The organism is Chitinophaga sp. (assembly GCF_035538455.1).
Taxonomy (GTDB): Bacteria; Bacteroidota; Bacteroidia; order Chitinophagales; family Chitinophagaceae; genus Chitinophaga.
The window spans coordinates 80,567-106,906 of the sequence record NZ_DATLKJ010000093.1; the positions used below are offsets into that span (position 1 = coordinate 80,567).

At 45.7% G+C, this 26,340-nt stretch carries 23 protein-coding genes; 10 read left to right on the forward strand and 13 right to left on the reverse strand.

The genetic code is table 11. The features are described 5' to 3' along the window. Positions 1-5 precede the first annotated feature (5 nt). The gene (locus tag VM802_RS10945; protein ID WP_325530274.1) at positions 6-932 is read right to left on the reverse strand and encodes a terpene synthase family protein; all 927 of its coding nucleotides are present in this window, start codon (positions 930-932) and stop codon (positions 6-8) included. 124 nt (positions 933-1,056) lie between these two features. After that, positions 1,057-1,503, reverse strand: a complete 447-nt coding sequence (locus VM802_RS10950; RefSeq protein WP_325530276.1) for an SRPBCC family protein — start codon at positions 1,501-1,503, stop codon at positions 1,057-1,059. Positions 1,504-1,725: 222 nt separating this feature from the next. Between VM802_RS10950 and VM802_RS10955 the strand changes: the two genes are divergently transcribed. Then, positions 1,726-2,805, forward strand: a complete 1,080-nt coding sequence (locus tag VM802_RS10955; protein ID WP_325530278.1) for a calcium:cation antiporter — start codon at positions 1,726-1,728, stop codon at positions 2,803-2,805. A gap of 11 nt (positions 2,806-2,816) precedes the next feature. On the opposite strand, the gene VM802_RS10960 is transcribed toward VM802_RS10955, so the two are convergent. Continuing rightward, entirely contained in the window at positions 2,817-3,206 is a 390-nt protein-coding gene (locus VM802_RS10960) for a DUF302 domain-containing protein (RefSeq protein WP_325530280.1), read from the reverse strand. Between the two features lie 94 nt (positions 3,207-3,300). Continuing rightward, positions 3,301-4,266 (reverse strand): GlxA family transcriptional regulator, encoded by a 966-nt coding sequence (locus VM802_RS10965; RefSeq protein ID WP_325530282.1) that lies wholly within the window; start codon positions 4,264-4,266, stop codon positions 3,301-3,303. A 144-nt stretch (positions 4,267-4,410) separates the two neighbouring features. On the opposite strand from VM802_RS10965, the gene VM802_RS10970 reads away from it, so the two are divergent. Further along, a complete protein-coding gene (locus tag VM802_RS10970) occupies positions 4,411-4,746 on the forward strand; it encodes a VOC family protein (protein ID WP_325530284.1) in 336 nt (111 codons plus the stop codon). Between the two features lie 180 nt (positions 4,747-4,926). Here VM802_RS10970 and VM802_RS10975 read toward each other — a convergent pair whose 3' ends face one another. The 5 genes from VM802_RS10975 to VM802_RS10995 all read right to left on the reverse strand — a co-directional run bounded on the left by VM802_RS10975 (position 4,927) and on the right by VM802_RS10995 (position 11,757). Further along, positions 4,927-5,205 carry a hypothetical protein gene (locus tag VM802_RS10975; RefSeq protein ID WP_325530286.1) on the reverse strand — a complete coding sequence of 93 codons (279 nt, stop codon included), beginning with the start codon at positions 5,203-5,205 and terminating at the stop codon, positions 4,927-4,929. A gap of 228 nt (positions 5,206-5,433) precedes the next feature. Further along, a complete protein-coding gene (locus VM802_RS10980; RefSeq protein ID WP_325530288.1) occupies positions 5,434-6,465 on the reverse strand; it encodes a lipase family protein in 1,032 nt (343 codons plus the stop codon). Between the two features lie 301 nt (positions 6,466-6,766). Continuing rightward, complete coding sequence (locus VM802_RS10985; RefSeq protein WP_325530290.1) at positions 6,767-8,371, reverse strand: T9SS type A sorting domain-containing protein; 1,605 nt, start codon at positions 8,369-8,371, stop codon at positions 6,767-6,769. Beyond that, entirely contained in the window at positions 8,371-10,158 is a 1,788-nt protein-coding gene (locus VM802_RS10990) for a beta strand repeat-containing protein (RefSeq protein ID WP_325530292.1), read from the reverse strand. Before VM802_RS10990 ends, VM802_RS10985 begins: the two co-directional genes overlap by 1 nt. A 39-nt stretch (positions 10,159-10,197) precedes the next feature. Further along, positions 10,198-11,757 carry a phage tail-like protein gene (locus VM802_RS10995; RefSeq protein ID WP_325530294.1) on the reverse strand — a complete coding sequence of 520 codons (1,560 nt, stop codon included), beginning with the start codon at positions 11,755-11,757 and terminating at the stop codon, positions 10,198-10,200. A gap of 726 nt (positions 11,758-12,483) precedes the next feature. Between VM802_RS10995 and VM802_RS11000 the strand changes: the two genes are divergently transcribed. Further along, positions 12,484-13,293, forward strand: coding sequence for an SDR family oxidoreductase (locus VM802_RS11000; protein WP_325530296.1), 810 nt, complete (start codon positions 12,484-12,486; stop codon positions 13,291-13,293). A gap of 26 nt (positions 13,294-13,319) precedes the next feature. Here VM802_RS11000 and VM802_RS11005 read toward each other — a convergent pair whose 3' ends face one another. Then, a complete protein-coding gene (locus VM802_RS11005) occupies positions 13,320-14,306 on the reverse strand; it encodes a GlxA family transcriptional regulator (RefSeq protein WP_325530299.1) in 987 nt (328 codons plus the stop codon). Positions 14,307-14,425: 119 nt separating this feature from the next. Between VM802_RS11005 and VM802_RS11010 the strand changes: the two genes are divergently transcribed. The 6 genes from VM802_RS11010 to VM802_RS11035 all read left to right on the forward strand — a co-directional run bounded on the left by VM802_RS11010 (position 14,426) and on the right by VM802_RS11035 (position 19,246). Then, positions 14,426-14,881, forward strand: a complete 456-nt coding sequence (locus VM802_RS11010; RefSeq protein ID WP_325530301.1) for a VOC family protein — start codon at positions 14,426-14,428, stop codon at positions 14,879-14,881. Further along, positions 14,878-15,453: a dihydrofolate reductase family protein gene (locus VM802_RS11015; protein ID WP_325530303.1), complete on the forward strand. Its 576-nt coding sequence runs from the start codon at positions 14,878-14,880 to the stop codon at positions 15,451-15,453. The genes VM802_RS11010 and VM802_RS11015 overlap by 4 nt, the downstream gene beginning before the upstream one ends. Positions 15,454-15,658: 205 nt before the next feature. Next, positions 15,659-17,185: a hypothetical protein gene (locus VM802_RS11020; RefSeq protein WP_325530305.1), complete on the forward strand. Its 1,527-nt coding sequence runs from the start codon at positions 15,659-15,661 to the stop codon at positions 17,183-17,185. A 3-nt stretch (positions 17,186-17,188) separates the two neighbouring features. After that, positions 17,189-17,395 (forward strand): hypothetical protein, encoded by a 207-nt coding sequence (locus VM802_RS11025; RefSeq protein ID WP_325530307.1) that lies wholly within the window; start codon positions 17,189-17,191, stop codon positions 17,393-17,395. Positions 17,396-17,525: 130 nt separating this feature from the next. Next, positions 17,526-18,557, forward strand: coding sequence for an RNA ligase family protein (locus VM802_RS11030; protein ID WP_325530309.1), 1,032 nt, complete (start codon positions 17,526-17,528; stop codon positions 18,555-18,557). A gap of 101 nt (positions 18,558-18,658) precedes the next feature. Beyond that, positions 18,659-19,246, forward strand: a complete 588-nt coding sequence (locus tag VM802_RS11035; protein WP_325530311.1) for a YdeI/OmpD-associated family protein — start codon at positions 18,659-18,661, stop codon at positions 19,244-19,246. 122 nt (positions 19,247-19,368) lie between these two features. Here VM802_RS11035 and VM802_RS11040 read toward each other — a convergent pair whose 3' ends face one another. The 3 genes from VM802_RS11040 to katG all read right to left on the reverse strand — a co-directional run bounded on the left by VM802_RS11040 (position 19,369) and on the right by katG (position 24,955). After that, a complete protein-coding gene (locus VM802_RS11040) occupies positions 19,369-20,544 on the reverse strand; it encodes a peptide-N-glycosidase F-related protein (RefSeq protein ID WP_325530313.1) in 1,176 nt (391 codons plus the stop codon). Positions 20,545-21,035: 491 nt separating this feature from the next. Further along, a complete protein-coding gene (locus tag VM802_RS11045) occupies positions 21,036-22,529 on the reverse strand; it encodes a T9SS type A sorting domain-containing protein (RefSeq protein ID WP_325530315.1) in 1,494 nt (497 codons plus the stop codon). Positions 22,530-22,678: 149 nt separating this feature from the next. Next, positions 22,679-24,955: a catalase/peroxidase HPI gene (gene katG / locus VM802_RS11050; RefSeq protein WP_325530317.1), complete on the reverse strand. Its 2,277-nt coding sequence runs from the start codon at positions 24,953-24,955 to the stop codon at positions 22,679-22,681. Positions 24,956-25,282: 327 nt separating this feature from the next. On the opposite strand from katG, the gene VM802_RS11055 reads away from it, so the two are divergent. Further along, positions 25,283-26,206, forward strand: a complete 924-nt coding sequence (locus VM802_RS11055) for a bestrophin family protein (RefSeq protein WP_325530319.1) — start codon at positions 25,283-25,285, stop codon at positions 26,204-26,206. Positions 26,207-26,340: the final 134 nt, after the last annotated feature.

Below are 26,340 nucleotides of genomic sequence, written 5' to 3' on the forward strand. Positions count from 1 at the left end.
AGCACTTACGTGTCATATCTTTCTGTGTCCAGAAACTTCCATAAAGAGATGCCTGTTAACATCTTCTCCATGCCAGACAGGTATCGCTGAACAGCATCATGATTCAGTACCGGATCTGTTAAGGAACGCCTGGTATCCTGAAATGAATACAGGCGGTCATTACGCTTTTCTACCACATTGGCAAAGGCTTCTTCATCTGATACTTTATCATGCTGCTGTATTACCATTACAGCATTCATCACATACCTTTTCTTTCTCTCAAGCCTGAATGATACCAGGTCATTTTCGTAGATAAAGACATCTAATGCCAGTTCTTCCAGCTGACGCAAGAGGGGATGCTGAAGTATTTCCGGTTCAAGGATAGCATCTTCCACCAGTTCATTCAGCGCAAAGAATTGCCTGACAGCAATTGATTTTCTTCTGATGCTGATGTATTCTTCCGGCGCCGGTATCTTATACTGCAGTTTGAATGGCGCTTCCAGCTTTGAGCCTTCCAGGTATTGATTCCAGCCATCTACAAACCGTTCCAACCATTGTACCGGCAGGTTATATTTCAGTATGTCTTCCCTGACCAGTGAGAATATATAACTTTGGTGGTTCTGCCGGATTATTTCATTGGTTCCATTCAGGATGCCGGTTAGTTCGTGTTGTATGGGTTCCTGTTCTTCTGCCGTTAGCAGATCAAATGCATCATCGCAAATAAAGAATGCCAGCGCCGATTTACAGCAGGTAAGCAAATGATGGTACCCGGCAGTAGGGAACATGCGGGCCATTATCATATCGGGTGTAGAGCGGGCTAAATCAGTTTTGTCTGATTCCGAAAAGAGCGGGGAAGCATCCATCCATTGGTTCATTTCATGCGCGAGTTCCCTATGGTAGGGGTTTAGCAGGCTATAGTGTTTGTTCAGTAAAGAAGCCCATATTTTTTCCATATTGATTTATTGGATAGTAACAGCAAGTTAGGCATCTGATATGAAACGCTACCACAGCAAAGCACAGCGCCGCATAAATCATCGGATTTATGCGGCGCTGTGCTTTTGGCATATAAGGTTGGAATCAGGCATCCGGAATCTCGGGCTCTACCAGTTTAGCCAGTTTTTCCAGTGATTCCTGCCAGCCGAGGTAACACATTTCTGCTGGTATTACATCCGGAATACCTTCCTGTGTAATTTTAATTTCAGTACCAGCGATATTTTTCCGGAGGGAAACGGTGGTGGTCATTTCTCCTGGCAGGCCGGGATTATCAAATTTGTCCGTGTATTTAATAAGTTCGCCGGGTTTGAGTTCCAGGTAGGTGCCGCCGAAAGAATGGCCATTTCCGGTTGAAAAGTTCTGGAATGACATCTTATGAGTACCGCCTACGACTACATTCATTTCGTGGACGGTGCAAAGAAATCCATAAGGAGGCAGCCAGGAAGCGATTGCCGTAGGCTCGGTAAATGCCCGGTATACTTTTTCCGGAGATGTTTTAAGAACTCTGTGGAGAGAAACAGTATTTGACATAAGATACATTTTTTGTTCCTACTCTTCTGGCTTTTCGGTTCCGCCCGTTTTTGGAGTGGTTACTGCTCCACTTGCCTTTATGCTGGTTGTTTATTTTCGACACATCAAAGGTGATAAGAAAAAAAGACTTGTACAGAGGGGAGATAAGACAATTTAGCGGGTTGTTTGCGACCTGGTCCTGGCAGATGCCGGCTTCAATGAATAAATCTTATATTTAGACTTATGAAGCTAAGATTGTCTATTCCTTTATGGCTTATAGTTACGCCTGTACTGGCGTGGCTGGCTATCGCCTTCGGCACTGGCCATGCTGGTTTGCCGGTTATCGTGTTTCTATCGGTGGTACTGATTGCGTCTGTGATGGCCTCTGTGCATCTGGCGGAGGTAATTGCGCATAAGGTAGGCGAACCTTTTGGGACGTTGATACTGGCGCTTGCGGTTACGATTATTGAGTTATCGCTGATTGTTTCACTGATGTCTTCTGGCGGGGAGCAAAGTCTTACGCTGGCCAGGGATACCATTTTTGCCGCTAATATGATCCTGTTGAATGGTATTGTCGGGCTTTCTATATTCCTGGGGGCATTGAAATTTCATGAACAGGAAATTACCAAGCATTCAGCGACTTCTGCGCTGGTGGCGCTTATTTCTATACTGATGCTGACACTGGTACTGCCAAACTTCACCACCAGCGTTAATGGGCCGGAGTATAACCGGTCTCAGCTGATGTTTGTTGCGTTTGTGTGTATTATCATTTATGTTGCCTTTGTATTTGTACAATCTGTGCGTCACCGCGATTATTTTCTGCCGGCGGGGGAGAGCAATGAAGAGCATCATGCGGAGCCGCCATCCAACAAAACAGCGCTTTTCAGCTTGTTGTTGTTACTGGCTTGCCTGGGCGCTGTGGTTTTGCTGGCAAAATCGCTTTCTCCTGCCATAGAGGCTGGTGTTGAGAAAATGGGTGCGCCACCATCTTTAGTAGGTGTTATCATCGCCATGATTATATTGTTGCCGGAAGGGATAGCGGCTATACAGGCAGCCAGGAAGAACAGGCTGCAAACCAGCATGAACCTGGCGCTGGGATCTGCGTTGGCCAGCACGGGCCTTACTATTCCGGCGGTAGCGGTATTCTCGTTATTGAGCGGCTCTACGGTAATATTGGGTATAAGCACTGCATCAACGGCATTGCTGTTGCTTTCGATCTTCATCGTGATGCTGTCGCTGGTAACCGGTAAGACCAATTTGCTTTACGGTATTGTGCTGCTGATGGTTTTTGCTACGTATCTTTTTACCAGTGTGGTGCCGTAGATGAGGTATAACTAAGCAGTTACATTCATTATCAACATCTGAATAAATCTGTGTTGGTCTGCGGTAATCTGGTGTACATCCGGAGGCAGGTTAAATTCTTCGTTGAATTCTTCCGGGTTTTTATAAGTCAGGGAGGTTTTTTTATTCTCATCTTCCCATATCAGCAACTTTAAAGGCAGCGCCCAGGCGATCTCCCGGTTTCTATACATCAGCTGGGTGCCTCCCAGTGGATTACCAAATACGAGTACAGAAGTAGGCGGTAACTGCAGACCATGTTCTCCGGCAGCGGCGCTATGATCAATAACTGCAAAAAGGCGGACTTTGTTTTCTTCCAGCAGTTGCTGAATACGGGTCAGGGTTTGTGCGAAAGCATACTTGCTCGGGGTCGTTATTAATTTCATTTTGAGGGTAGTTATTAGTTCATGGGTTACTAACCAGTGACCGGATAGAATTGTTTGCATGAAAAGAGGAATTTTTTATCCCTGAGTAGTGATGTTACCTGGAGAATTTCTTCCGATAGTCGACTGGTGACAGGTCTGTGAATTTTTTAAAGACTTTTCTGAAAGCATCAATGTCATTATAGCCCAGTTCATAAACGATCTCGTTCACTGTTCTTCTTCCTGTTTCCAGGTGTTTTTTGGCAAACTCCACTTTTACGCGTTGCATATATTCCACGACGGAGTTACCGGTATTGTTTTTAAACCGTCTTTCAAATGTTCTTCGGCCAACATCCAACGTATTGCATATCTCGTCGACGGTAAAGATGGTTGTTGGCTGGCTTTCTATCAGTTCCTGGGCTTTCAGGATGGTTTCATCTCCATGTCTTTTTTGCCCTACAAAAATCACAAATGGATTCTGGCTCTTTCTTTCAATATCAATTTCAAACATTTTCGATGCCAGGATGGACATCTCCCTTCCGAGATGTTTTTCGATGATGTAGAGTAGTAAATTCAGGTAAGAATAACCACCGCCGCAGGTATAAATGCCATTTTCGTCTGTGATAATGGAATCTTCTACAACGGTGACCTCCGGGAACATTGCCTGGAATTCATTTTTGACGGCCCAGTGAACGGCACATTTCTTACCGTTTAATAACCCTGTAGAAGCCAGGAAGAATGAGCCAACACAGAGGCAGACAATTTCAGCGTTGTTATGATATTGCCTGATGAGCCAGTCCTGGTATTTCTTATTTTTTGAAATTGCTTTTGGGAAATCGCCGCAGAGGAGCGGTAATACCACTACGTCTGTTTTATCGAGCTGGTTTATTGTTTTGTGGGTATTGATATGATAAAGGCCGCTGTCCATCTCCATTCGTTCCTCCAGTCCTACGATCTCCACGGTATAAAAAGGCGGGTTTCCGTGATACTTCATGAAATCGTTTACCCGCGTCAGTATCTGACGGCTACTATCGATGCTTGTAAGCGTGGCATCGTATAGTGACAGGATGGAAATATGCTTCATTGTGCAGGTGTTGATCGTGTAAATGTATCGAAATTTCCTGTCGGGATCAACGGGTAAGATTGTCGTATTTACCTGGGTGTGCTGTGCATTTATGCACTTAATTTTGAACTGTACAATAAATTTTAACCCTTTTAAAAAAAGCACATGAAATCAGCGGAAATTATTATGCTTCCCGTAAAGGACAGGCAAAAGGCAAAGGAGTTTTATCTGAAACTCGGATTCCGGTTAATCATGGAAGCGCCGGATGAACATGGTGACACCTGGATTCAGGTGGGATTGCCGGATGGGAATACCACGATTGCTCTTGCAGGGTTTGCGGGTCTTATTTTTGAAACGGATAACATTGACAACGAAATAGAAGCCCTGAAAAAGAAGGGGATTGACGTTGGGAAGATCGATAATACACCGTGGGGGAGGTTTGCATGGCTGAAAGATATTGACGGGAATGGTTTGTGTCTTCATCAAAAACAAGGTGGTTGAAGAATCGGAAGAAGATAGATCTATAAGTGAAGGAGAACAGGGAGGAGGTGATTAAGAAAATTGTTAATAAAATGCTGCATCATAAGTGACAGGGAAGGGTTCCGGAAATATCAGAACCCTTTCTGGTATTAAACAATGCTTTAAGCTTCAGGATGAATGGTACAGCCGGTAAGCTGTTCATTAGCTGCTTAACCTTTTTATCATTTCTTCTAGCTTATTTTCCAGTCCCTTTATAATGACCTCCTCCGCGTGCAATACCCTCCTTCCAATTTCGGTAGTGGGATGCTGCGTCTCGATTCGTTTTTCAAGGGCAATAACTGCATCATCCAGGATCTGAAATTCCTGAAGGAGCAATGCGTTTATGGAGCCTGGTAACCTGCCACCGGTAATATACTGCTGTTCATCGAATGATAAGGTGTTTTGAGGATGAAATCTGTGTTCGGTGTTTGACTTTCTCATGTAATCAGATATTTAGTGATTATGCTTACTCTTTTAGCTTTTCAGCATCCGCTGGATTTCTACTATGGATAATGATAAAGCCGGGGAGAATTATTCCTAATATAGATTAACGCTAACAACTGAGTTCTTGTTTATCATTCCAGGCATGAAATTTCTATACCGTGTACATAAAGGCGTCTGCGTATGTTTTTCAACATAGCAGACGCTTTTTATTTTGGAATGATTTGTTTAAACTGTTTCAGTTGCTGGTTTTGCCAACTGTTCCGCAGCTTGTGGTAATGGCGGGAGGTTGTATACGCCTACCTGGTCTGCGTAGTAGGGAAGCTGATGTTGTACGCCAGCCTGCCCCAGCCACTCATTGATGGTGTTGAATTTATTGAATTGCAGATTGAGGTCAGTTGAAAATTTAGTGAGCCCCTGACTTTGTTGCGTGTAATTGAGATTGATCACTCCAAGTAGTTCGGCTATAGTGTCAAGCGCATTTTGCAATGTAGTACTTTGCTGCTGTCCTGGCAAAGTAACCATAACTTTGGAAGCATCTGGTATCGGGTTATACAATTTAGCGGTATCCTCGAATCCCTGAACAGTTGGGAAGTTAGGAACAATATCATTTGTATTCTGGTAATGCGCTACTGAAATAATCTTCGAATCCAGGTCAAAACTAAAAAGTGAGTTACCGGATGCGGGCGCTGCAAAGGTGTAAAGAGAGAGGTTCCTGGTAGATTTGTTATTTTTTTTAAGCATCTCAGCGTAGTAAGACGCATATAAATTAGCTACGTTGCCGCCCAGGCTATGTCCTGTGATAATTACCTGTTTGTTGGCCGTATTGGTTAACAGGTAATCAGCGATAGACCTCTTAGATCCCAGTGTATCCTGCATCTGCAGCAGGCTGGTGAAAGCAGTATATCCTCCGGCACTGACGCATGGGGGATTGGTGGACAAGGAGTAATCGCCACTGGTAAATGGCCAGTATGCCAGGGCAATATCCAGATCTTCGAGTATCCAGTCGACAAAGCCATCAATGCTGCCGAAGACTTTGGGGTTGACGGAGCCCCGGATAGCCAGCGCATATGTTTGTCCGGTAGGGTCTACTGCAACAAATGCGTAATTGGGAAGGGTTGTGTCACCACTCCAGACTATTTTCCATTTTGGCAAGAGGTTATTAAGCTGACTGGAGGGATTGGTGTCTACAGCAACTCTACAAAGTTTTACAGCTGTTTGGGCAATTGCGTTGGATACGATTTCGTTGTTGGGTTCCATAGTTACGATTTTGAGGGTGAAAAATAAAGGGAGATATAATTGGCTATTTACATGGCTTGTATAATTTCGTTGAGGGATTTAAGTTAGTAAATTAATCTGGATTCCAAATAAAATATGGCTGTATTAACAAAAGGCGTATTTTATGGGGCGGAGATGCCGATTTGTTAATTTGTGCTTGCTTTGTATGTCTGTAATACTACTCCGGATTTATATTCTTTTGTGTCTATAAGGGTCAGCGGATGGAGCTGAATGCAGGCCAGGCGATGGCTCCGCGCTACGCCTGACCTATACATTCATTTGATCAATGAACAATTTCCACTTTAGCTGTTACTACTTTCCGGTCCGCATCTTCCGTGTCGTAGAAGGTGAGGACATATACTCCTGCGGGGAGATCCGGTTTGGCGATAAAGGTATTTGTGTCGCTGATGATACGGTTATCCCGCTCTCTGCCCGCCATGTCGTGCATAACCATGCGTAGTTTGTGATGTATGCCTGTCATGTTAATTGTGAAATTACCATTGCTTGGATTGGGTGATACCGTGATTTCAACCAGCCACGGTACCTGTTTGATGGCGCTGTAGAATATTTTTCCGTCGCGGCCGAATATTTTAAGCCGGTAGTAGGTCCAGTTATCATACAGATCGTCATCACGGTAGTTGTAGTCCATTGTTCCGACAGTGGTGCCGTTTATGCCACGTGGAGCAATGCGTGCCACTGTATAGAAGCTGTCTTCATTTTCGCGGTGCCGTTGCAGCTCAAAATAAAGGAGGTTCAATTCTTTGGTGGTGCGCCAGTGCGTGCCTACCCACCGGATTGTTTCGCGGTATGCTTCAAAAAAGAGTGCAACATCGGATACCATTTTATTAAAGGTTGCTACGGAGAGGAAGGTGTTGATCTCTCCACCATCGCGGAAAGTCCGGTTGTTCATATAAGTGTTGCGGATCAAGGCGCCGGTGGTCAGTGTACCCGGGCTGATGATCCCTGATGGCGCGGTAGTGTCCCATCCGCTGCCTCCGTCGAAACGTGTGATGTAGCTGCTGTCGCGGTTAATGGCGAATGTTGGGCCTTCATTGTCTTCGTGATGCTGCAACTGTACCGTGACATCACTTAATGCGCCGGAGTCTTGTCTTACATGCCAGGTTTTCAGCACGTAGTCTGATGTGTTCATATTGCCTGAAAGGCCATATCGGTAAACGCTGTCAAATACTCTGGCCTGTATGGTTTTGACCTGGCTGCTGTTGTTTTTTAACGCCATAGGCGAGTAGCTGTTGGTAGTAGTGCCTAAGGGGTATACGACCATGTTGTCGGCAGTAGTGATGTGTTCACGGAAGAGGAAGCCGCCGCCTGGTTGTGTACCGGTTACTATATAAGCCTTGTCTGAATAGCCGGTGATATTACCGGGCGCTTCATTTCCCAGTGACAGGTTCCAGCCATTCAATACGAGGTGCCCGGTTTCAAAATTCAGGTTGTAGCGTACTTTCAGGTCACTCAGATCATCGAGGTAGATATCATTTCTGTTACCGATGCTGAGATTGGGAAAGCTGGCGCCAGTACGTGTACTGGCGCTATAGCCTCCATATATACGCTGTGTCCCGCTATTGATATTTTTTACCTGCAGGAAGCGGAAGGTGCCACCAGTGTTCTGCAAGTGGCTGTTATTGTATTCGTTTTCGTCGGGTAAGGCCGCGTCGTTGCTGTTTTCCCATCTGCCGCCATAAAAGTTCACCACACTTCCTTTCAGTGAGCCAAAGCGGCCATCGTTTTTTACGTCGCTGAATATTGCAACGGTATCAGGCCCATGTACGCTGATATTGCCTCCCGGAGGTACGTATACACCTGTCTGCGACATGCATACATGTATTCCTATGAAGAACCAGGCGGCCATATGAAGAATATGTGTACGCATCAGGGATTGATAACGGTTACATCAAAAGTTACACTACCCAGTTTCTGGTTACCACCGGCGCCTCCGCCGGTATTGGTAAAGTTGATAGTAATGGTATTGGCTGCGCTTATAAAGGCGTAGGCAATGGCTAATCCCTGTGGCAGGGCTGTACGTGGATTTACGATGACGGAAGCGTTCAGGTTGGCGCCTGTTACTGTAGCGGTTTTGGTTAAGCTGGTGGTGTTACTGATATTTGTGGTGTTATCTGATAATGAAAAATTTGATTTGATCATGCTGCTCACTATGGTGCCAGCGGCGCCCAGTTTGAAGTTACCTCCTACGTCGAGTTTTGCTGCCGGCGCTGTATTGGCAATGCCGACATCTCCTGTTTCATCAATCCGCATAGCTTCATTGGCAGCAGCAATACCACCGGTAATGAATATCAGGCTTTTGTTGGAGCTGGCATTACCGATTACAAAATGGTTACCTGTAGCGTAGAGGTATGCCGTATTAGTGCTGCCGATGATGGTGGCGTTGCTGTATCCACCTGAGTTGATCCCCATATCAACAAAGTTGTTGGAACTGTTGCCATTGTTGGCGTAAGCTACAATATCCGTTCTTGCATTGGGGCCGCCATGATTGTTGGTTATACTGAACTGCAGATTGCCGTTTACGCTGCCTTGTCCGCGTATCAGATTGGTAGAGGTGGAGGTACCGCCATCTACGAGCAAGCGCTCAGGGTTGGTACCATTGAAAGTGGTGGTGCCAATGCCTACACTGCCGGCACTTGTGATCCGCATTTTTTCTGTGTTGTTGGTAATGAATGGCAGGTCGAAATTAGTGGTGGTGCCGAGGTTTTGTACGGAAGTGACACCGTTACCTCCCAGTAACCAGCCGCCGGCAGCGCCGGAGAATGAAATGGTACCGGTAACATTGTTATAAGTGATGCCGCTACCTGCGCTAAACAGCGAACGTACTTTCAGGAAGAAATTGGCGATGTTGGTAGTATCAACTGTAGATAGTTTGTTGTTGAATATGTTCCAGTCGGTACTGCTTAAATATCCGTTGGTGGTGGCGGAGGCCTGACTGATGCCAATGACTCCGTTACTGAAAGTGATAGGAGCTGTTCCGGAGAACAGGCTCCTCACTTTCACGCTGAAGTTAGCAATGTTGGTAGTATCGATGGAGGATAGTTTGTTGTTGAATGTGTTCCAGTCGGCGCTGCTTAAATATCCGTTGGTAGTAGCGGAAGCCTGACTGATACCAATCACTCCATTGTTATAAGTGATAGGAGCTGTTCCGGAGAACAGGCTCCTCACTTTCACACTGAAGCTGGCAATGTTAGTAGTATCAACTGTAGATAGTTTGTTGTTGAATGTGTTCCAGTCGACGCTGCTTAAATATCCATTGGTAGTAGCGGAAGCCTGACTGATGCCAATGACTCCGTTGTTGTAAGTGATAGGAGCTGTTCCGGAGAACAGGCTCCTCACTTTTATGCTGAAGTTTGTGATATCAGCAGTGTCTATTGCGAATAACGCTTTTTTCCATAAGCCGCTGCTGCGAACTCTCAGGCTGTTGTCGCTTTTGAGAAAAAGGATGGTGCCATCCTGCGCAGTAGTTAATGGCGCAAGGGCGGTATCTGTTATCCTGGTTAACAGTAGCCCCTGTGTTTTACTTTCCAATTCCAGTACTGATGCCTTGTTGATGATGCCTGGATTATCTCCCAGTTTCAATTGCTGTGCAGTTGAAAATAAGGGGAGTAATAATATTATGGCAACAGAAAGGCTTAGGTAAAATTTGTTCTTCATAGCAGCCAGTTGAATGATAAGAGAAGCCGGAGCAGCCGGTTACTTCTTGATCACATACCAGTCTGTACCATCTGTTTGTAATGTTACAAAGGTCCAGTCGTTGTAGATGATGTAATTGCTGGAGCCATCGATAGTACCGCCACTGGTGGTTATGGTAACTTCCTTATCAATTCCGCCGCTGCCTATTTTTTTGATGGTATACATGCGGCCTGCAATAGTGCCGGGACCGGGCAATGTGATGGTGAGTGCACCGCCGGTAGCATCGGCCAGTATAGTGTTATCACCTGCTGTTACGGCATAGCTGCTGGTTACTTTGGTAAGATTGGTAGCGATGGAGCCGATGACCTGGAAACTGGAATTCCCTTTGGTACCTTCTGCAACGCCTACTGCCAGTGAGTCGCGGAAGCTTTTGTAACCGGCAAAGGTTTGTCCGCTGAGCAGGTTTACGACACCTCTTACGGTAGTGGATGCATCCGGGATGTTGATCACAGTTTGTGTGGATGAGCTGCTATCGATATTGATGTCATTCACTGAGCCGGGACTTTTACCTGTGATGAGGGTTTTGAATGCGTTATCATTCAGCAGTTTTTTTACGAGTGTTCCATCGGTTCGCCGGATCAGTACATTGTTGCTATCTGTTGGCGCGGCGTTGCTGATATTAGTCAGGATCATGTTACCATCGACAGTAGTATTTTGCACTACATGTACATTGTTCTGGAAAGTTTTGTTTCCGCCGAATGTCTGATCGCCGGCTGAAACGCCGCCCGGGTTGGTGGCGTCAGCTGCGTGCAGGGTGAGTGTTCCGTTGTTGACACTGATTCCATTGACATCCGGAGTTGCGGAGAATAAAGTATGCAGTATCTGAAAGCGCGCGGAGGAGTCGAACCGCAGCCAGTCGTTGTAGGAGAGCAGACCGCGGGAAGTGGTACCATTGCCATTCTGTGTAGGAATGTTAAAGGTGTGTACTCCATTGTTGGAGGTAATGGTAAAATCCTTGGTGACGGCGCTGTCCACGGCAAATGTCTGCACTGTGTCTCTTAACCCGTTCAATGATGCGATGGCATTATTGAATGCAGATGCGGCCATGGTACGCTGCAATACTTCACCGGTGACAGGATCTATCACCAATACCTGTAACTGGCTTGTGCCCGCGGGGATTGTGCCTGAGGCCATTTTGAGATTTCCACCGGCGGTAAGGCGCATCCTTTCAGCATTACCTGTTTTGAATACCAGTGCCTGCTGGTCAGTGGTTCCGATGAAGTTTTTGGTGGAATCTGTGTTGGCATTACCTGTGATATTCCAGGTGCTGCTGTTAGCCACGCTATCTACCGACATTCTTTGCCATATACCATACTTCCTGATAAAGAGGCTGGCTGAATCTGTAACATAGATGATCATCCCATCCGGCGCAGTATTCAGCGGTGCGGAAGTAAGGTTTGCGCCTGGTATCCTAGGCAGCAAGAGACCCTGCCGCGTGCTTTCCAGTTCCAGTATGGAAGATTTATTGATCTGACTGGGATTGGACCCCACTTTTAACTGGGCGAATGCTGCAGAGGAGCCTAATAAGAACAACATCACCGTAAAAAATCTACACTTCATAGCTTTGGTTTTAATAGACTATTGATAAAATGAAGGAAGAAACACAAACTGCTCTTTCTGATGGAGTAGTGAAAACCCTGCCACTAAGTAAGTGGCAATGACTATCTGAATCGCCGATTTATTGATCATGCAATTGATTGTATTGACGCGAAAATGGAATGGTGTCTGGGAAAGGTATAGTTGTTTATTCACCGGGGGACATAAGGGACCATAGCATTTGTAGATGCATAATTATACTATAGGATCAATGTTTCACGGTTAATAGTGTACAACTTACTTTTAGTGCTTCACAAGAGGTGGTTAAAATAAGCGATGCAATGGTAGTTTTGGTAGCCAACTATAGGAGTGTTCATAAGTCAGTAGGCCAAATTATCCGGTTACTCAGCATAACGTTATCTGCAATGGTAGGTAGATGTATGATGATAACGTACCTGATGTTAATTAAAGTTAAAACAGGTTTTTAAAGTAAAGAAAACATTTTGGTCAATCTTTAAAAGTAAGTAGGGAATGCGGGCATTTCGCGGTTAAACGTATCATGATACGGGCGGAAAAGCCTGTTTGCCATCGGTAATGTCTGCTGCTAAGCGTCCGATGGAGCTGGCTGTGGCTGCTGAATTAATGAAAGAAAATACGCTATTATTGTATTAAATGCAGCCTCCATCATCTGCACCTCTGGTGAGGTATCTTTAATGGAACACGATACTTGTACGTTTTAATTTATTTATTATGTCTGAAACTATCTTTATTACAGGAGCCTCTTCCGGGCTAGGAAAAGCTGTTGCAAAATTATTTGCGTCCAGGGGATGGCAGGTCATTGCTACCATGCGCTCGCCTGAGAAGGAGACGGAGCTTAACGCTATCAAAGGTATTACGTTGTTGCCGTTGGATGTCAACGACCCGGCTCAGATTGACCATGCAGTGAAACAGGCACTGCAATCGGGCCCAGTGGATGTGGTGTTCAATAATGCGGGTTATGGTTTGTCCGGGCCTTTTGAAGCCGTTTCTGAAGAGCAGCTTACGCACCAGATTAACACCAATTTATTAGGTGTGATGAGGGTTACGAAAGCATTTATACCAGCTTTCCGGGAAAGAAAAGCCGGTATGTTTATCTCTACTACCTCCATCGGAGGATTGGTGGCTTTCCCTTTTAATTCGGTGTATCATGCTACCAAGTGGGCGCTGGAAGGCTGGAGCGAAAGCCTGGCATTTGAATTAAGCCATTTTGGTATCCGGGTGAAGACGGTTTCTCCGGGTGGTATATTAACGGATTTTGCGGGCCGCTCGCTTGTATTGGTAGAGCATCCTGCTTATGCGGTATTGCTGGAAAAGGTGAAACAGGTTTTTTTCAGTCCGGAGCGGATGGCTTTTTATTCCACTGCTGAACAGATTGCAGACGTTGTATATGAAGCGGCTACTGATGGTAAAGCCACCCTGCGTTATGTTGCGGGCGCTGATGCGCGGGCTACCTATTCCAAGCGTCAGGAGCTGGGGGATGAGCAATTCAGGAAGGAAATAGCATCGTCCTTCTTTGGCTGAGTTTTAAGGTAAGTAATAAAAACATATTACGTAAGTTCTGTCGCCATCTCATTGTATTTATTCCGGTATTCTACTGGTGTAAGGCCTGTAAGTTTTTTAAAAACTTCGCGGAAGGTTTGTGTATCGGTATAGCCGACTTCATACATTACTTCGCTTACATTCTTGCGTGTTGTTTCCAGTCTTCGTTTGGCGGCTTCCACTTTTACGCGTTGCACGTATTCATTGACGGTGTTGTTGGTGGATCGCTGGAAGCGGCGTTCAAAGTTCCGGCGCCCGATGGCGAATTTATTTGCCAGAAGGTCGATCGTTATTTTATCTGGGTAATGCTGTTCAATAAACTCCTGGGCCATTTTTATCTCGGTATCGTCGTGAGCTTTCTGTCCTTCGAAAATAATAAATGGGGACTGGCTCTTTCTGTTTATATCTATCAGAAAGCCTTTGGCGATTGCGATGGCCATTTCACGGCCTGCATATTTCTCCACCAGGTATGCCAGCAGGTTCAGGTAGGCGAAGGCGCCGCCGCTGGTGTAGATACCGTCTTCATCTGTGATGAGTTGTGAGGGTACCATCTTTGCATCGGGGAACATTTTCACGAACTGACCAGCCAGTTGCCAGTGTGTAGTGCATGGCCGGTTGTCCAGCAGGCCGGTAGCTGCGAGGAAGAATGCGCCGATACAAAGACAGGCAATTTCTGCGCCTTTGCTGCGTTGCTCTAAGATCCAGGGTATAAATTCCAGGTTGAGCGCTGCTGCTTTTTCCTGATCTCCCTGTAAAGAAGGAATAATGATCAGATCTGTTTTGTGTACCTCACCGATCAGGGCATCGGGGTTAATTGTAAACTGCCCGTTGCGCTGGCTCGTGTTGGGTGCAAGTCCCACCAGCTGGATGTTGAACAACGGCTCTTCACCCCTGGCTTCACGCAGTATATTCACCTCTGAGAGTATCTGAAGGCTTCCCTCAATATTTACCAGGCTGCTCTGTCCTTTGGGGATCAGGATTGAAATATGTTTCATGCGGTCAGATATTATTATCGCGATGGTCTTGTCGTAATCGCCATATTCATTTGTCGCTATACCCTCCCAGCAGAATTGCCGGGCCGGGGTAGCTTTGTATCGTCACCAAAAGTAGTGAAATGACTCAAATAAATGCCTACCTCACCTTTGCCGGTAATTGCAGGGAGGCGATGAGCTTCTACCGTGAATGTCTGGGAGGGCGTCTCACCATTCAGACGATGGGGGAGCTGGGAGGCGCCGCAAAGTTGCCGGCTGCCATAAGAAAGATAGTGGTGCAGGCCACCCTGGTGAGTGAATCACTGGTACTGATGGGGTCTGATATGGTGGGAGAGGGAGGGCTGATAAAGGGGAATACGGTTTCTCTTATGCTGCACTGTAACAGCGAGGGGGAAGCAAGGAACTGTTACCGCAAACTCGCTGCCGGCGGCCTGGCTACCCACCCGTTGCGAAGTAATTTCCAGGGTCGCCTCTTTGGTATGCTGACCGACAGGTATGGCCATCAGTGGTTACTTCGCTGTAATACCATCGATAATAGTCATCAAACATTAATTAACAATAAAAATCAGGGAAAATGAGAAAAGTAGTCTTATTCATGCACGTATCTCTAGACAATTATGTGGCGGATGTAAATGGAGGATTGGAATGGATTTCCTACGACCAGGAGTTACAATCCTATGCTGGAGAAGTTGTAGAACAGGTGGGGTCGCCTTTGTATGGGCGTGTTACATATGGCATGATGGCTGGCTACTGGCCTACCGTGCTGGAAAATCCCGAAGGCGCCGGTGAACATAGTCTGAAACATGCCAGATGGGTACAGGATATTCCGAAGGTGGTATTTTCAAGAACACTCGACAAAGCCGATTGGAATAATACCAGGCTGATTAAAGATAACATTGCGGAAGAGGTACAAAAGCTCAAGGAGGAACCAGGAAAAGACCTGGTGATATTCGGCAGCCCTGGCCTTGCGAAGACTTTTATGGAACTGGATCTTATTGATGAATACAAGTTGACGATCCAGCCTGTTTTGCTGGGAGCAGGCATTCCTTTGTTCAAAGATCTGAAGGAGCAGACAAAACTACAGCTGATCAGCTCTAAGCAATTTAAGTCAGGTGTTATTGCGGCACATTATTCCGTAGTCAGGAAATAGGAAAAGGGCTGTATGTTATTGAAACCTTGCAGCATCAGATGCTGCAGGGTTTTTTGTGTTGTTAAATAAAGACTAGTGTTTTCCGGGATGATAATCAAAAAATATTTCACCCGGATAAATAAGGTGTTTTTCACGTTGTACCGGTTTTTAGGTGGGTTTACATTTGAAGGGAAATTATTTCCATCATCCCTTCATCTATAAGCACATGAAAAGCTATAACCCTATGGTATTTCAGGCTATTTGCCTGTTGTTGCTATTCTTTTCCTTTACTGCTTTTTCGCAGCAAGTGAATTCCTTAACGAAAGAGCAGTTCAAAGCTGTATTAAACCAGCAATTCACGAATCTGATCACGGGCCAGCCCCAGAGCACCGTTGGCAATGCCGCAGCCTTTGACATAAAAGATGCCCGTGTTTCTTTCAGCGGTATTGGTATTTTTAAAAATAACAGTATTCTGAGAATAGCAGGAAGTGCAGCTGTGACAGATGGTTTTGCACCTATTTTTACCAACTCCTCCCTCAATACCAAAATTGCACTTGACCTCAGATATGATATTCTCGCAAGGAGTGGGAATAGGGTTACTTTCTTCGCTGACCAGCTGGATACATTGCAGATGAGGCAAACGGTAATCAGTGATCAGTTTAATACAGACAGTATCAGGATCATTACCGGCCAGGCCCGAAATCTCCTGCATTCAAAGATTACAGCACTTTACTGTAAGAAAGATGAATTGGAAAGAAGTATTTCGGAAGAAGCGCTGCAATTGCGCAAAGAGATGGCCAGATATGAGCTGAGTGAGGTGGATAAGCAACTGACAACGCTGGCAGACTCTATAGATAATTACCGACATACGGCGCAGAATATGACGCGCCTTAGAATTAAACACAATGAGCTGTTGCAACGAAAAAATAGCTTTGAAAATACACTGGCAGAATCAACCATCAAATCATATGTCGATAGTGTTACTTATGAAATAGACATTGTCAGATATAAGTTGAATGGCCTGAACGATTCGCTTAATAACTTTCATGAAAGCAAGTTGATAGTATCTGCAAGGAATCTGAGAAATCGGCGGATGAGAGTTCTGAGACCCAATATGGAACTATATGCCTCATCAATGAGTTGGTTCAGCATCGGTTATAAAGTCAGCAATAATTCTTTCAGGCTGTTTGACGGATCACTGCCATACACTGACCAGGTAAAGAAAATGGGGTATATAAGTCATGCGGTGTCCCTTCAGTATTCCAGCTATAACTGGACGCGAGAGAATAGCCGTTCTTATTTCTGGTGCCTGGGGGGGCAGTTTTCGGTTACGGATAATTTTGATGAGCTGAGCAAGATGGATATTGTTGAAAAGAAAAATTACGGACCTGCTGCTGACGACAGAACATCAACAAAAACATACAGTGCATACACCGGCACTTATGAGAAGAACCTGGCCAGCCTGAACCTGTATGGAGACTACTACCGTTTCCTGTTAAAGGATAACATTATTGCGCTACACGGATTTGGGAACTGGAAAATCAAGAATAATGAATTACCTATCGCAGACTTAGGGCTTGGCCTTTTCTTTTCAGTGAAAGACAACAGGGATGAAAGTGCTGTGGTAAATATGGAATTGTATTATCAGTTTACAGACCTCTTTAAAGCTACTGAGACTACACTCAAGCTTTTCGAGAGAAATAACATCGGTCTGCGATTCTCTTTCCCTATAAAATTTAAAACCAAATTTTAAGTTATGGCCAATCAACACACTTTAACCAATTCCGCCGCCGAATTTTCCATAAGACACAGAGCAATCTGCGAAGACGGTGATTTCAAGGGCCCGTGGCGGGCCAACATTGATCAGGCATATGATGATGCCGACAGACATCAGCAGGAACATAATGACCATATTGTAAGGGTTGTTACGGAGCAGTCGCTGAGTATGGTATATAGTAAATAGGCGTAACCCCGTTGTGAATGTACCTAAGCAAAAGGAAGACCATGCCCGGTCTTCTTTTTGCTTAGGTACATTTTTTCACTACCTTGCGGCGGTTAACCATAGCAATAAAATTAACCCGTTGCGTGTCCGCATGAATAAGAATTCTGAATACGAGAAAATGCCCAAAAGTCTGAAAAGCCTTCACCTGTCTGAAAAAGAACAGCATGATCTCAATAAATTGAAGTGGGTGGTGACAGAGAAAGTACATGGCGCCAATTTCAGCTTTGTATATGAAGGCCGTAAGTTATTATATGCCAAAAGGAAGGATTATCTGAAATGGAGTGACGATTTTTTCGGATTCCAGGTGGTGGCTGCGAGGATGGAGGACCGGATAACCGCGTTGTTTGAGCACCTGAAGTTGCATATACCTGCGTACCGTTATATTATTTATGGGGAATTATTCGGAGGGAAATACCCGCATCCGGAAGTGGCGCCGGACGGAGATATACAGGCGATTCAAACGGGTGTTTATTATTCTCCGTCGATAGCCTTTTGTGCGTTTGATATTGCGACAGAACAGGAAGATGGTACAAAGACTTACCTGGACTATGAGGTATCGGTAGCTTGCTTTGAACAATTCAATATCTTTTATGCAAAAGCATTATTCAGCGGTAAGTTGAATGAAGCATTGAGCTTTGACACCAGGATTGATTCCAGGGTACCCGGTGAACTGGGGCTGCCGGAGCTTTCCCCGAATCTGATAGAAGGTGTTGTGATTAAGCCATTGCATCACACCGGCCTTATAGCGCTTGAAATGCGTCCGATCTTCAAAATCAAGAATCCGGAGTTTGATGAAGAGAAGAAGTTTCATGAAGCGGAGAAGTGGTCGTTTATTCCCAATGTGTCCTCGCGTACAGAGGAGCTTTCTTTTCTCGTGGATGAGATGGCTGGCTACATTACGGAAAACCGGCTGAACAGCGCATTGTCGAAGACCGGTAGGTTTGACCCCAACAATGAAAAGAGACTGAATGAGATCAGGAGAGAGTTCCAGGAAGACATCTTTGTTGATTTCAATGACGATAACAATAGCATCCTGGCCGATCTGGATGAATCCAGTATCCAATGGCTCCGGAACCGGATAGAAGCCCGTATTGCCGAATTTATCAGTGGTTTGAGGCGTTAGCTCCTGCAATCTTTATGCTTATTGGCATCACGGCCGGGCGGAATATTTTTTATTTCGTTATGTAGTATTACTTTTAGGCGGGCAACTAAAACTGATATACTATGAGCAATGCAAGTTCCAAGGTGGATGCATTTATGAACAGGGAAAAGCAATGGCAAGACGAATTTGAGCAATTAAGGATGATTGTGCTCGATTGTGGACTGACCGAAGAATTTAAGTGGGGTACCCCCTGTTATACCTTTCAGGAGAAGAACATCGTTTTGATACACGGATTTAAGGAATATTGTGCCCTGCTGTTTTTTAAAGGCGCTTTGCTGAATGATGTTCATGGTCTGCTGGTCATTCAATCTGAGAATGTACAGGCGACGAAACAGATCCGATTCACGAGTTCACAGGAAATTACGAGGAAGGCGTCTGTGCTGAAGAAGTATATCTATGATGCTATTGAGGTGGAGAAAGCTGGTTTGGAAGTGGTGTTTAAAAAGACCAGCGAGTTCGCTGTTGCGGAGGAATTCCAGGCTAAGCTGGATGCAATGCCAGCCCTGAAGAAAGCGTTTGAAGCGTTGACGCCGGGGAGACAAAGAGGTTACCTGTTGTATTTTGCGGGGGCCAAGCAAGCTAAAACCCGGATGTTGAGAGTGGAGAATTGTATACCGCAGATCCTTGAAGGAAGGGGATTGAAAGATTAATATAGTGACACTATAACAAGTATACGAACCTACGCTTTGGCGTGGGTTTTTTTATGCCTGTTATTGAAACGGAGAAACAGGTATCAGCTATCATTAACAGCTGATACCTGCGTACAACATTTTTAGTTAGTGGTACCTGACAAATAAGCTCCGTAAGTCACATTTCCACTCACAGCCTGTACTTTGTTCGATAAGACAGCACTGATACCGGATACATAGTATTCGAGTTTGCTCATATCAAACTTAAAGGTGTGTGTGCCGGCGGTAAGATTTCCCAGATTTACAAGAACGGGGCTGAGGGCGCCGCCCTGGCACCAGTTTCTCACCGGATATCTCCAGGTTGCGTAAGGGCCTTTGTAACCATTGGGATTGATGTTATCGTAGTAGCTGGCTGGTGTGCAGAATATACGGGTGCTTACATCAGCTTTCTGTGTGTTGTCAACAGACACAATATTTCTGCGTGACTGGCCTTCTTCATTGCCGTGGCCTGAAGTAAGAATGCTCAGTTTGGCGTTGGTCAACGCTTTGGGAAGTGTTACGGTTGCTGTAAATATGCCGTTTGTGGAGTTGGAAGCATTGATCACATTTGCTGCATAGAGAGATGGAACGTTGTCGGTGCTTCCGGAATTGGCCAGTGAGGCATCGAGGAGGAAACCGATATTATCGCAGAAGCTTAAGCCCGCAGCGGTAGATTCTCCGTAGTCTACATTGGCGCCTATCTCCACATAGATCCAGGAATCCTGGTCTGTGCGCCGTAGTTGCTGGGCGAATGCGCTGAGATCGTAGCTGTTGTAATCAATGGAATTCGGTGTCTGTGATTTCAGGAAATAAGGGGTCATGATCCAGGCAACTTTGGCCCGCTGGCTCAGCAATGAAGGCAGGCTATCCTTTGAGGTATTCAGCGGTGTATTGAGAACAGCCACTTCGAAGGTTCTGTCCCATCCATCATATTGTGCGTACAGTTTCAGGTTAAGGGTAACAGTGGAACCGATCAGTGCTTTCTCTGCAATGGTGAGTTTGCGCAGGTACGTAAAGCCGTTGGGTTTAATGGCAGTACCTGTAGGTGCAATGTTTGGGTCGGTGCAATTAGTCCATTGGCCGGTGCTGGAATTGGATGAATAAACTCCGTAGAAGCGGGCGCTCTTCAGCAGGTTGACGGTACCTGGCAGTGCGGGTGCGGTTATAGGTTTACCAATGGGTTCGTTTTCTGTCAGCTTGCTACAGGAGCTGAGTAACAACAAAGCTGCGGCTGCCACCCGAATTTGCCGGAGGCAGGGTCTTGTGAGTTTTTGGATCATACAAACTGGTTTTATGAAGTGAAAAAATATTCAATCACTTATCGCGCAAGCTATCCCCTTTGCAGTAAGAAGCATTTACTGCATACATATGATGGCTATTGCCGTGGATGTTTATCTGCGACTAAAAAGGTGGCATATGGCCACATTCACTATTGCTCATGAAAACTGGTTATATCAGTTTTGCATAACGAAAATGCCCTCTTATCTTTTTTGTATAAATTGTTGTTGAATTCAAAACGTGCACAGATTTGGTTAACCGTTAACTATGGCCGGAAAAGCTCTCTTCTTATCAGTACAAAGGACAGGATCTTCCATATGAAGATAACGACAATTGAGGTTGGAACCAGATAGTTATTTGTCAATTATTAATATTTTTTTGATAAGTGAGATGGAGGATTATTGACCGTCCTCCATCAATAACGTAGGTAATGCCGGAACAGAATGATGCATAGGGGCTAATGTTAAGCCTCCATAACCGGGGCCTGAACATTTTATTTCGACAATACGACCTTACTTGTATAGGTTCTGTTGTTTTTGGTAGTCAGTGTGATGATATATACCCCGTTGGGAAGTGACGCCGGCAACATAAAATTTCCTGTGTGCAAGCGTGTACGACAGACCTCTTTACCCGAGGTGTTTTTAACCGAAATAGTTGCATCATTGACAAGAATGTCTCCGGCAATATTGATCTTACCGGTAGTGGGATTGGGATAGAAGCGCAGTGGGTTTTCTTCAGTTGTGACCCGATGCTGGTTTAACCGGGAGTTTTCCTCAGACGGAAACCTGGCTGTATTCGCTGATTCCGGACTGTTCTCATAGAACCAGTCGCTGATGGTAAAACGAGACAGCACTTTCTTATAAACTATCATTTCATCAATTTGGGCCTGATTGATTGAAATTCTTACATGACCATCTGGTTGAGGAAGAGTAGAAGCTACTGTGGGGGCTATTATTTCATGGCCATTCACAAAAAGGCGTACGGGCATTCCTACAACCGGCTGAAAGGTTATAACATACAGATTTAGTGTCCTGGGTTTTTCCAGATGATAGCTTTTGCAGCCGCCGGCACTACATGCAGTGATAGAGTCAATAGTAACAGTAATCGTCAGTGGGGGAACTTCTACACGAAGGCTGGCTGTTCCGGAACAGTAGGGCTGGTCATCGATGCGGGCCCAGAATCCAACGGTGCCCTGAATGCCGGTATTCCAGCCTCCCAGGCTGCTCTGTAGTGTATTTTCGAGGCAGGGCAATGTGCTGAGTCCCTGTCTTCCACAAGCCATATTGTCCTGAAATACCGGCAGCAACCTGCTGTTTAAATCTACACCTGAAATCAATTCTTTAGTATTCCCATCAAAAGAATAATAGAGCGCTTCACTGGAGAAATGAGGGACATCGCAGCGTGAGAAGTCTCCATACGTCTGATCAGCATAGTAAACCCGGAACTCATCATTTATGTCTGCAAGTCCGCCATTTAAAGTGATCCTGACGCGGTCATAGGGTTTTGTGGTTATCATTTCAATTTCTCCCCTGGTAGAATCTTCCAAGAGCTTCAGCATGCGGGCATCTACAGCCTGGAAATCATTATTGGATGTATCACCAGAGAAGGTTTCGACATACAGCTGACCCAGTAGCCGAAGTGACAGACAGGTGTGTCCTGTACCAATTCCGATTGTTACTTTCGTGAACCTGTCGATAGATGTATGTTGGAAAATTAGTGTCTGCTCTATTCCGCCGAGCAGGGCAAGCCCGATTTTAAACGTTGCATAATCCAGCTCGTTGTTACCAACTGCTCTTTCCGGGTTTTCTATTCCGCAATTGATGCAAATGCCAGTAATCCGGTGGGTTTCGCTGGTTGCAAACTCCCGGTATTGTACGTATCCGTTATGCTGTGCATAGGCTTCCGACGAGCATAAGCAGCAGATGAGCATACAGCATCCGGAGAGTATTGTCCATAAATTTTTACAGAAGGGTAGAGAAAAATTCATCGTGTAGGTATTTTGAGGTTGAGGAATGTCGGAGGGAGAAATGTTACGTCTACATGGCTGCGATACTATGAATATACAACTAAAACCAGAGGCTGTATCAACAAGTTTGAATACAGCCACTGGTTTTATTTATTCGTTTGCTTTAGGAATCAATGCAGATCAAAGCGATCGAGGTTCATTACTTTAACCCATGCGGCTACGAAGTCTTTTACAAATTTATTCTGGGCATCCGTGCTGGCGTATACTTCTGCGACGGCTCTCAGTTCTGCGTTGGAGCCAAGTACCAGGTCTGCACGTGTACCAGTCCATTTTGCTGCACCGGTAGTACGGTCGCTGCCCTGGTAGATTTCTTTGTCTTCAGACGCTGCTTTCCATACGGTGTGCATATCGAGCAGGTTGATGAAGAAATCGTTGGTGAGCAGGCCGGGGCGGGATGTAAACACGCCATGTTTAGAACCGTCGTAGTTGGTATCCAGTACGCGCATACCACCCAGTAATACGGTTAGCTCAGGGGCTGTCAGCGTGAGTAGCTGTGCTTTGTCTATCAGCAATGCTTCCGTAGCCACCGGGAATTTTGGTTTGCGGTAGTTGCGGAAACCCTCAGCGAGGGGTTCCAGGTATCCAACTGAATCAACGTCGGTTTGTTCCTGTGAGGCGTCCATACGGCCGGGAGTAAAGGGGACGGTGATGGTATGACCGGCATCCTTTGCTGCTTTTTCTACCGCGGCGCTACCTGCGAGTACGATAAGGTCTGCGAGTGAAACCTTTTTACCATCTGATTGTGCTGCGTTAAATTCCTGGTGAATACTTTCCAGTTTACCCAGTACTTTCTGCAGCTGTGATGGATTATTCACTTTCCAGTATTTCTGCGGGGCGAGGCGAATGCGTGCGCCATTGGCGCCGCCGCGTTTGTCGGAGCCACGGAAGGTAGATGCAGAAGCCCATGCAGTGGATACCAGTTCAGGCACGCTGAGGCCTGATGCCAGTACTTTGCTTTTCAGTTCTGCAATGTCATTTTCATTGATGAGGGGATGATTCACTGCAGGAATGGGATCCTGCCAGATGAGTTCTTCTTCCGGCACATCGGGTCCGAGGTAACGGGTGCGGGGGCCCATGTCGCGGTGTGTTAATTTAAACCATGCGCGGGCAAAGGCATCTGCCAGTTCTTCCGGATGTTCGAGGAAGTGCCTGGATATTTTTTCATAGGCAGGATCGAACCTCAGGGAGAGATCGGTAGTGAGCATTGTAGGCAGATGTTTTTTAGTGTTATCAAATGCGTCCGGAATCTCTCTCTCTGCGTGCTTTGCTACCCACTGATGTGCACCGGCAGGGCTTTTGGTGAGTTCCCATTCATAAGCGAAGAGGTTCTCGAGGAAGTTATTGCTCCATTTGGTAGGTGTTTTGGTCCATATAACTTCAAGCCCGCTGGTAATGGCGTCGGGGCCTTTACCGGAACGATAGTTGTTGCTCCAGCCCAAGCCCTGTAATTCGATGCCGGCGGCTTCCGGTTCTTTGCCTACGTGTGTAGCCGGAGCAGCGCCATGCGTTTTACCAAAGCTGTGACCGCCTGCTATCAATGCAACGGTTTCTTCGTCATTCATTGCCATGCGGCCGAAAGTATCGCGGATATCTTTTGCGGCAGCAATAGGATCGGGATTACCATCCGGGCCTTCCGGGTTTACGTAGATCAGGCCCATTTGTACGGCAGCCAATGGTTTTTCCAGGTTGCGGGCATGTTTATCATAGTCTGCATCTTCATCTGTTGCCACTGCGCTGTGATGTCCTTCTCCATTGTGAGAGTGGTGTGCATAACGGAGGTCGCCGCCGAGCCATTTGGTTTCGTCGCCCCAGAATACAGATTCATCTGCTTCCCAGACATCTTCACGTCCACCGGCAAAGCCGAATGTTTTAAAGCCCATTGATTCCAGTGCGATATTGCCGGTAAGAATCAGGAGGTCGGCCCATGAAATTTTGCGGCCATATTTCTGTTTGATAGGCCAGAGCAGTCTGCGTGCTTTATCTAGGCTTACGTTATCGGGCCAGCTGTTGAGCGGCGCAAAACGTTGTTGTCCTGAGCCTGCGCCACCACGGCCGTCTCCTACGCGATAGGTACCGGCACTGTGCCAGGCCATACGGATGAACAGGGGGCCATAATGTCCAAAATCTGCCGGCCACCAGTCCTGTGAATCGGTCATGAGCGCATGCAGATCTTTTTTCACGGCCTCCAGGTCGAGGCTTTTGAAAGCTTCTGCATAATTAAAATCTTCATCCATCGGGTTGGTGAGTGACGAAAACTGGCGCAGAATACTCAGTTTCAGCTGATAGGGCCACCAATCACGGTTCCTGGTGCCGCCACCGCCAACATTGTCGTTCATAGTGCCATTATGAAACGGGCATTTACTGATGTCGCTTAATTCTTTTTCCATTTTTATAGATTTTGTAGGGTCTGGAATGAATACGTTTTTGCTCTTGGTATTTGATAAAATTAAGACATCGGAGATATAAACATAATCAATTGATTCTATGATTTTATAGTTAAAACCTATTGTCCGGGCTAATCATCTTTGAGGGTGTTATCAATCTATCGGTTCTCACAATATACTAAAATATCAGGCATCTGATTTGTTATCTCTGGTGATCATCTTCTTATTTATTCTGCAATTTTTCAGCAGGCATTGTGCATAATCAAAAACTAATCTGTAGTTTTATCCGACTGAAGTTTATCGTCGGTTTAAATTAATTTTTGCATAGAGATGATCACCAGACAGCGTACCAACTGGCTTAGCATGTTATTTATCTGGAAAGGATCAGTAGTGAAGAAGATTGTCGTTCAGCTGTTGATCATTTTGGTATTTTCGCTCACTATTCTTTATCTCAAAGGAAAGATATACGATTACAAGGTTCCGCTCAATCCTACCATTTTCACATTAATTGGCCTGGCGCTGGCTATCTTTATGGGCTTCTGCAATACGGCCAGTTACGACCGCTACTGGGAGGGCCGCAAGCTATGGGGGACGCTGGTGATAGCGTCCAGATCCCTTGCCAGGCAGGTATTAACGATGATACAGGACCCGTCTCCGGAATCCAAGGAACGTAAGATTGTTTTCATAAAGATGTTGGCGGCTTTTGGCTGGTCATTGAATTATCAGCTGCGGCATAAATCCGGCACGGAGCATCTCACGCGGTTATTGCCGGCGGAACAGGTGAATACGCTGAAAGGTAAAAGGTATATCCCCGTTGCGATTTTAGGTTTTATGGGAGAATGGATCAGCGAGCAGAACAGGAAGCATCATATTGATACGATTGTATTAACTGCGCTGGATCACCAGTTGAGTCAGCTTTCTCACGTGGTGGGAGGTTGCGAAAGAATCTCCAACACACCGCTGCCTTTTGCCTACAGTGTTTTAATGCACCGCACTGTTTACTTCTATTGCTTTTGGCTGCCCTTCGGTTTGGTAGACAGCCTGGGATGGATGATGCCGCTGATTGTATTGCTGATCAGCTATACGTTTATAGCACTGGATGCGATCATCCAGGAGATAGCAGAACCATTCGGCGAGGAAGAGAATGACCTGCCGCTGAACAGTATCTGCAGAACCATTGAGCACTCTGTATTTGAGCAGGCGGGCATTCCATGTGAAGAATATACCCCTGCAAATACTTACGTTATAGATTAGGTATTGCTTATTTGATTTTTCCTTTTGCCCAGGCCGTTATCAGGTTGTTGGTGTCTGAATTAAGCGCCTTCTTGTATTCATCTCTGACCACTGTTCTCCATTTGTGTCCTTTGGTGTCAACATTGGGGAACATT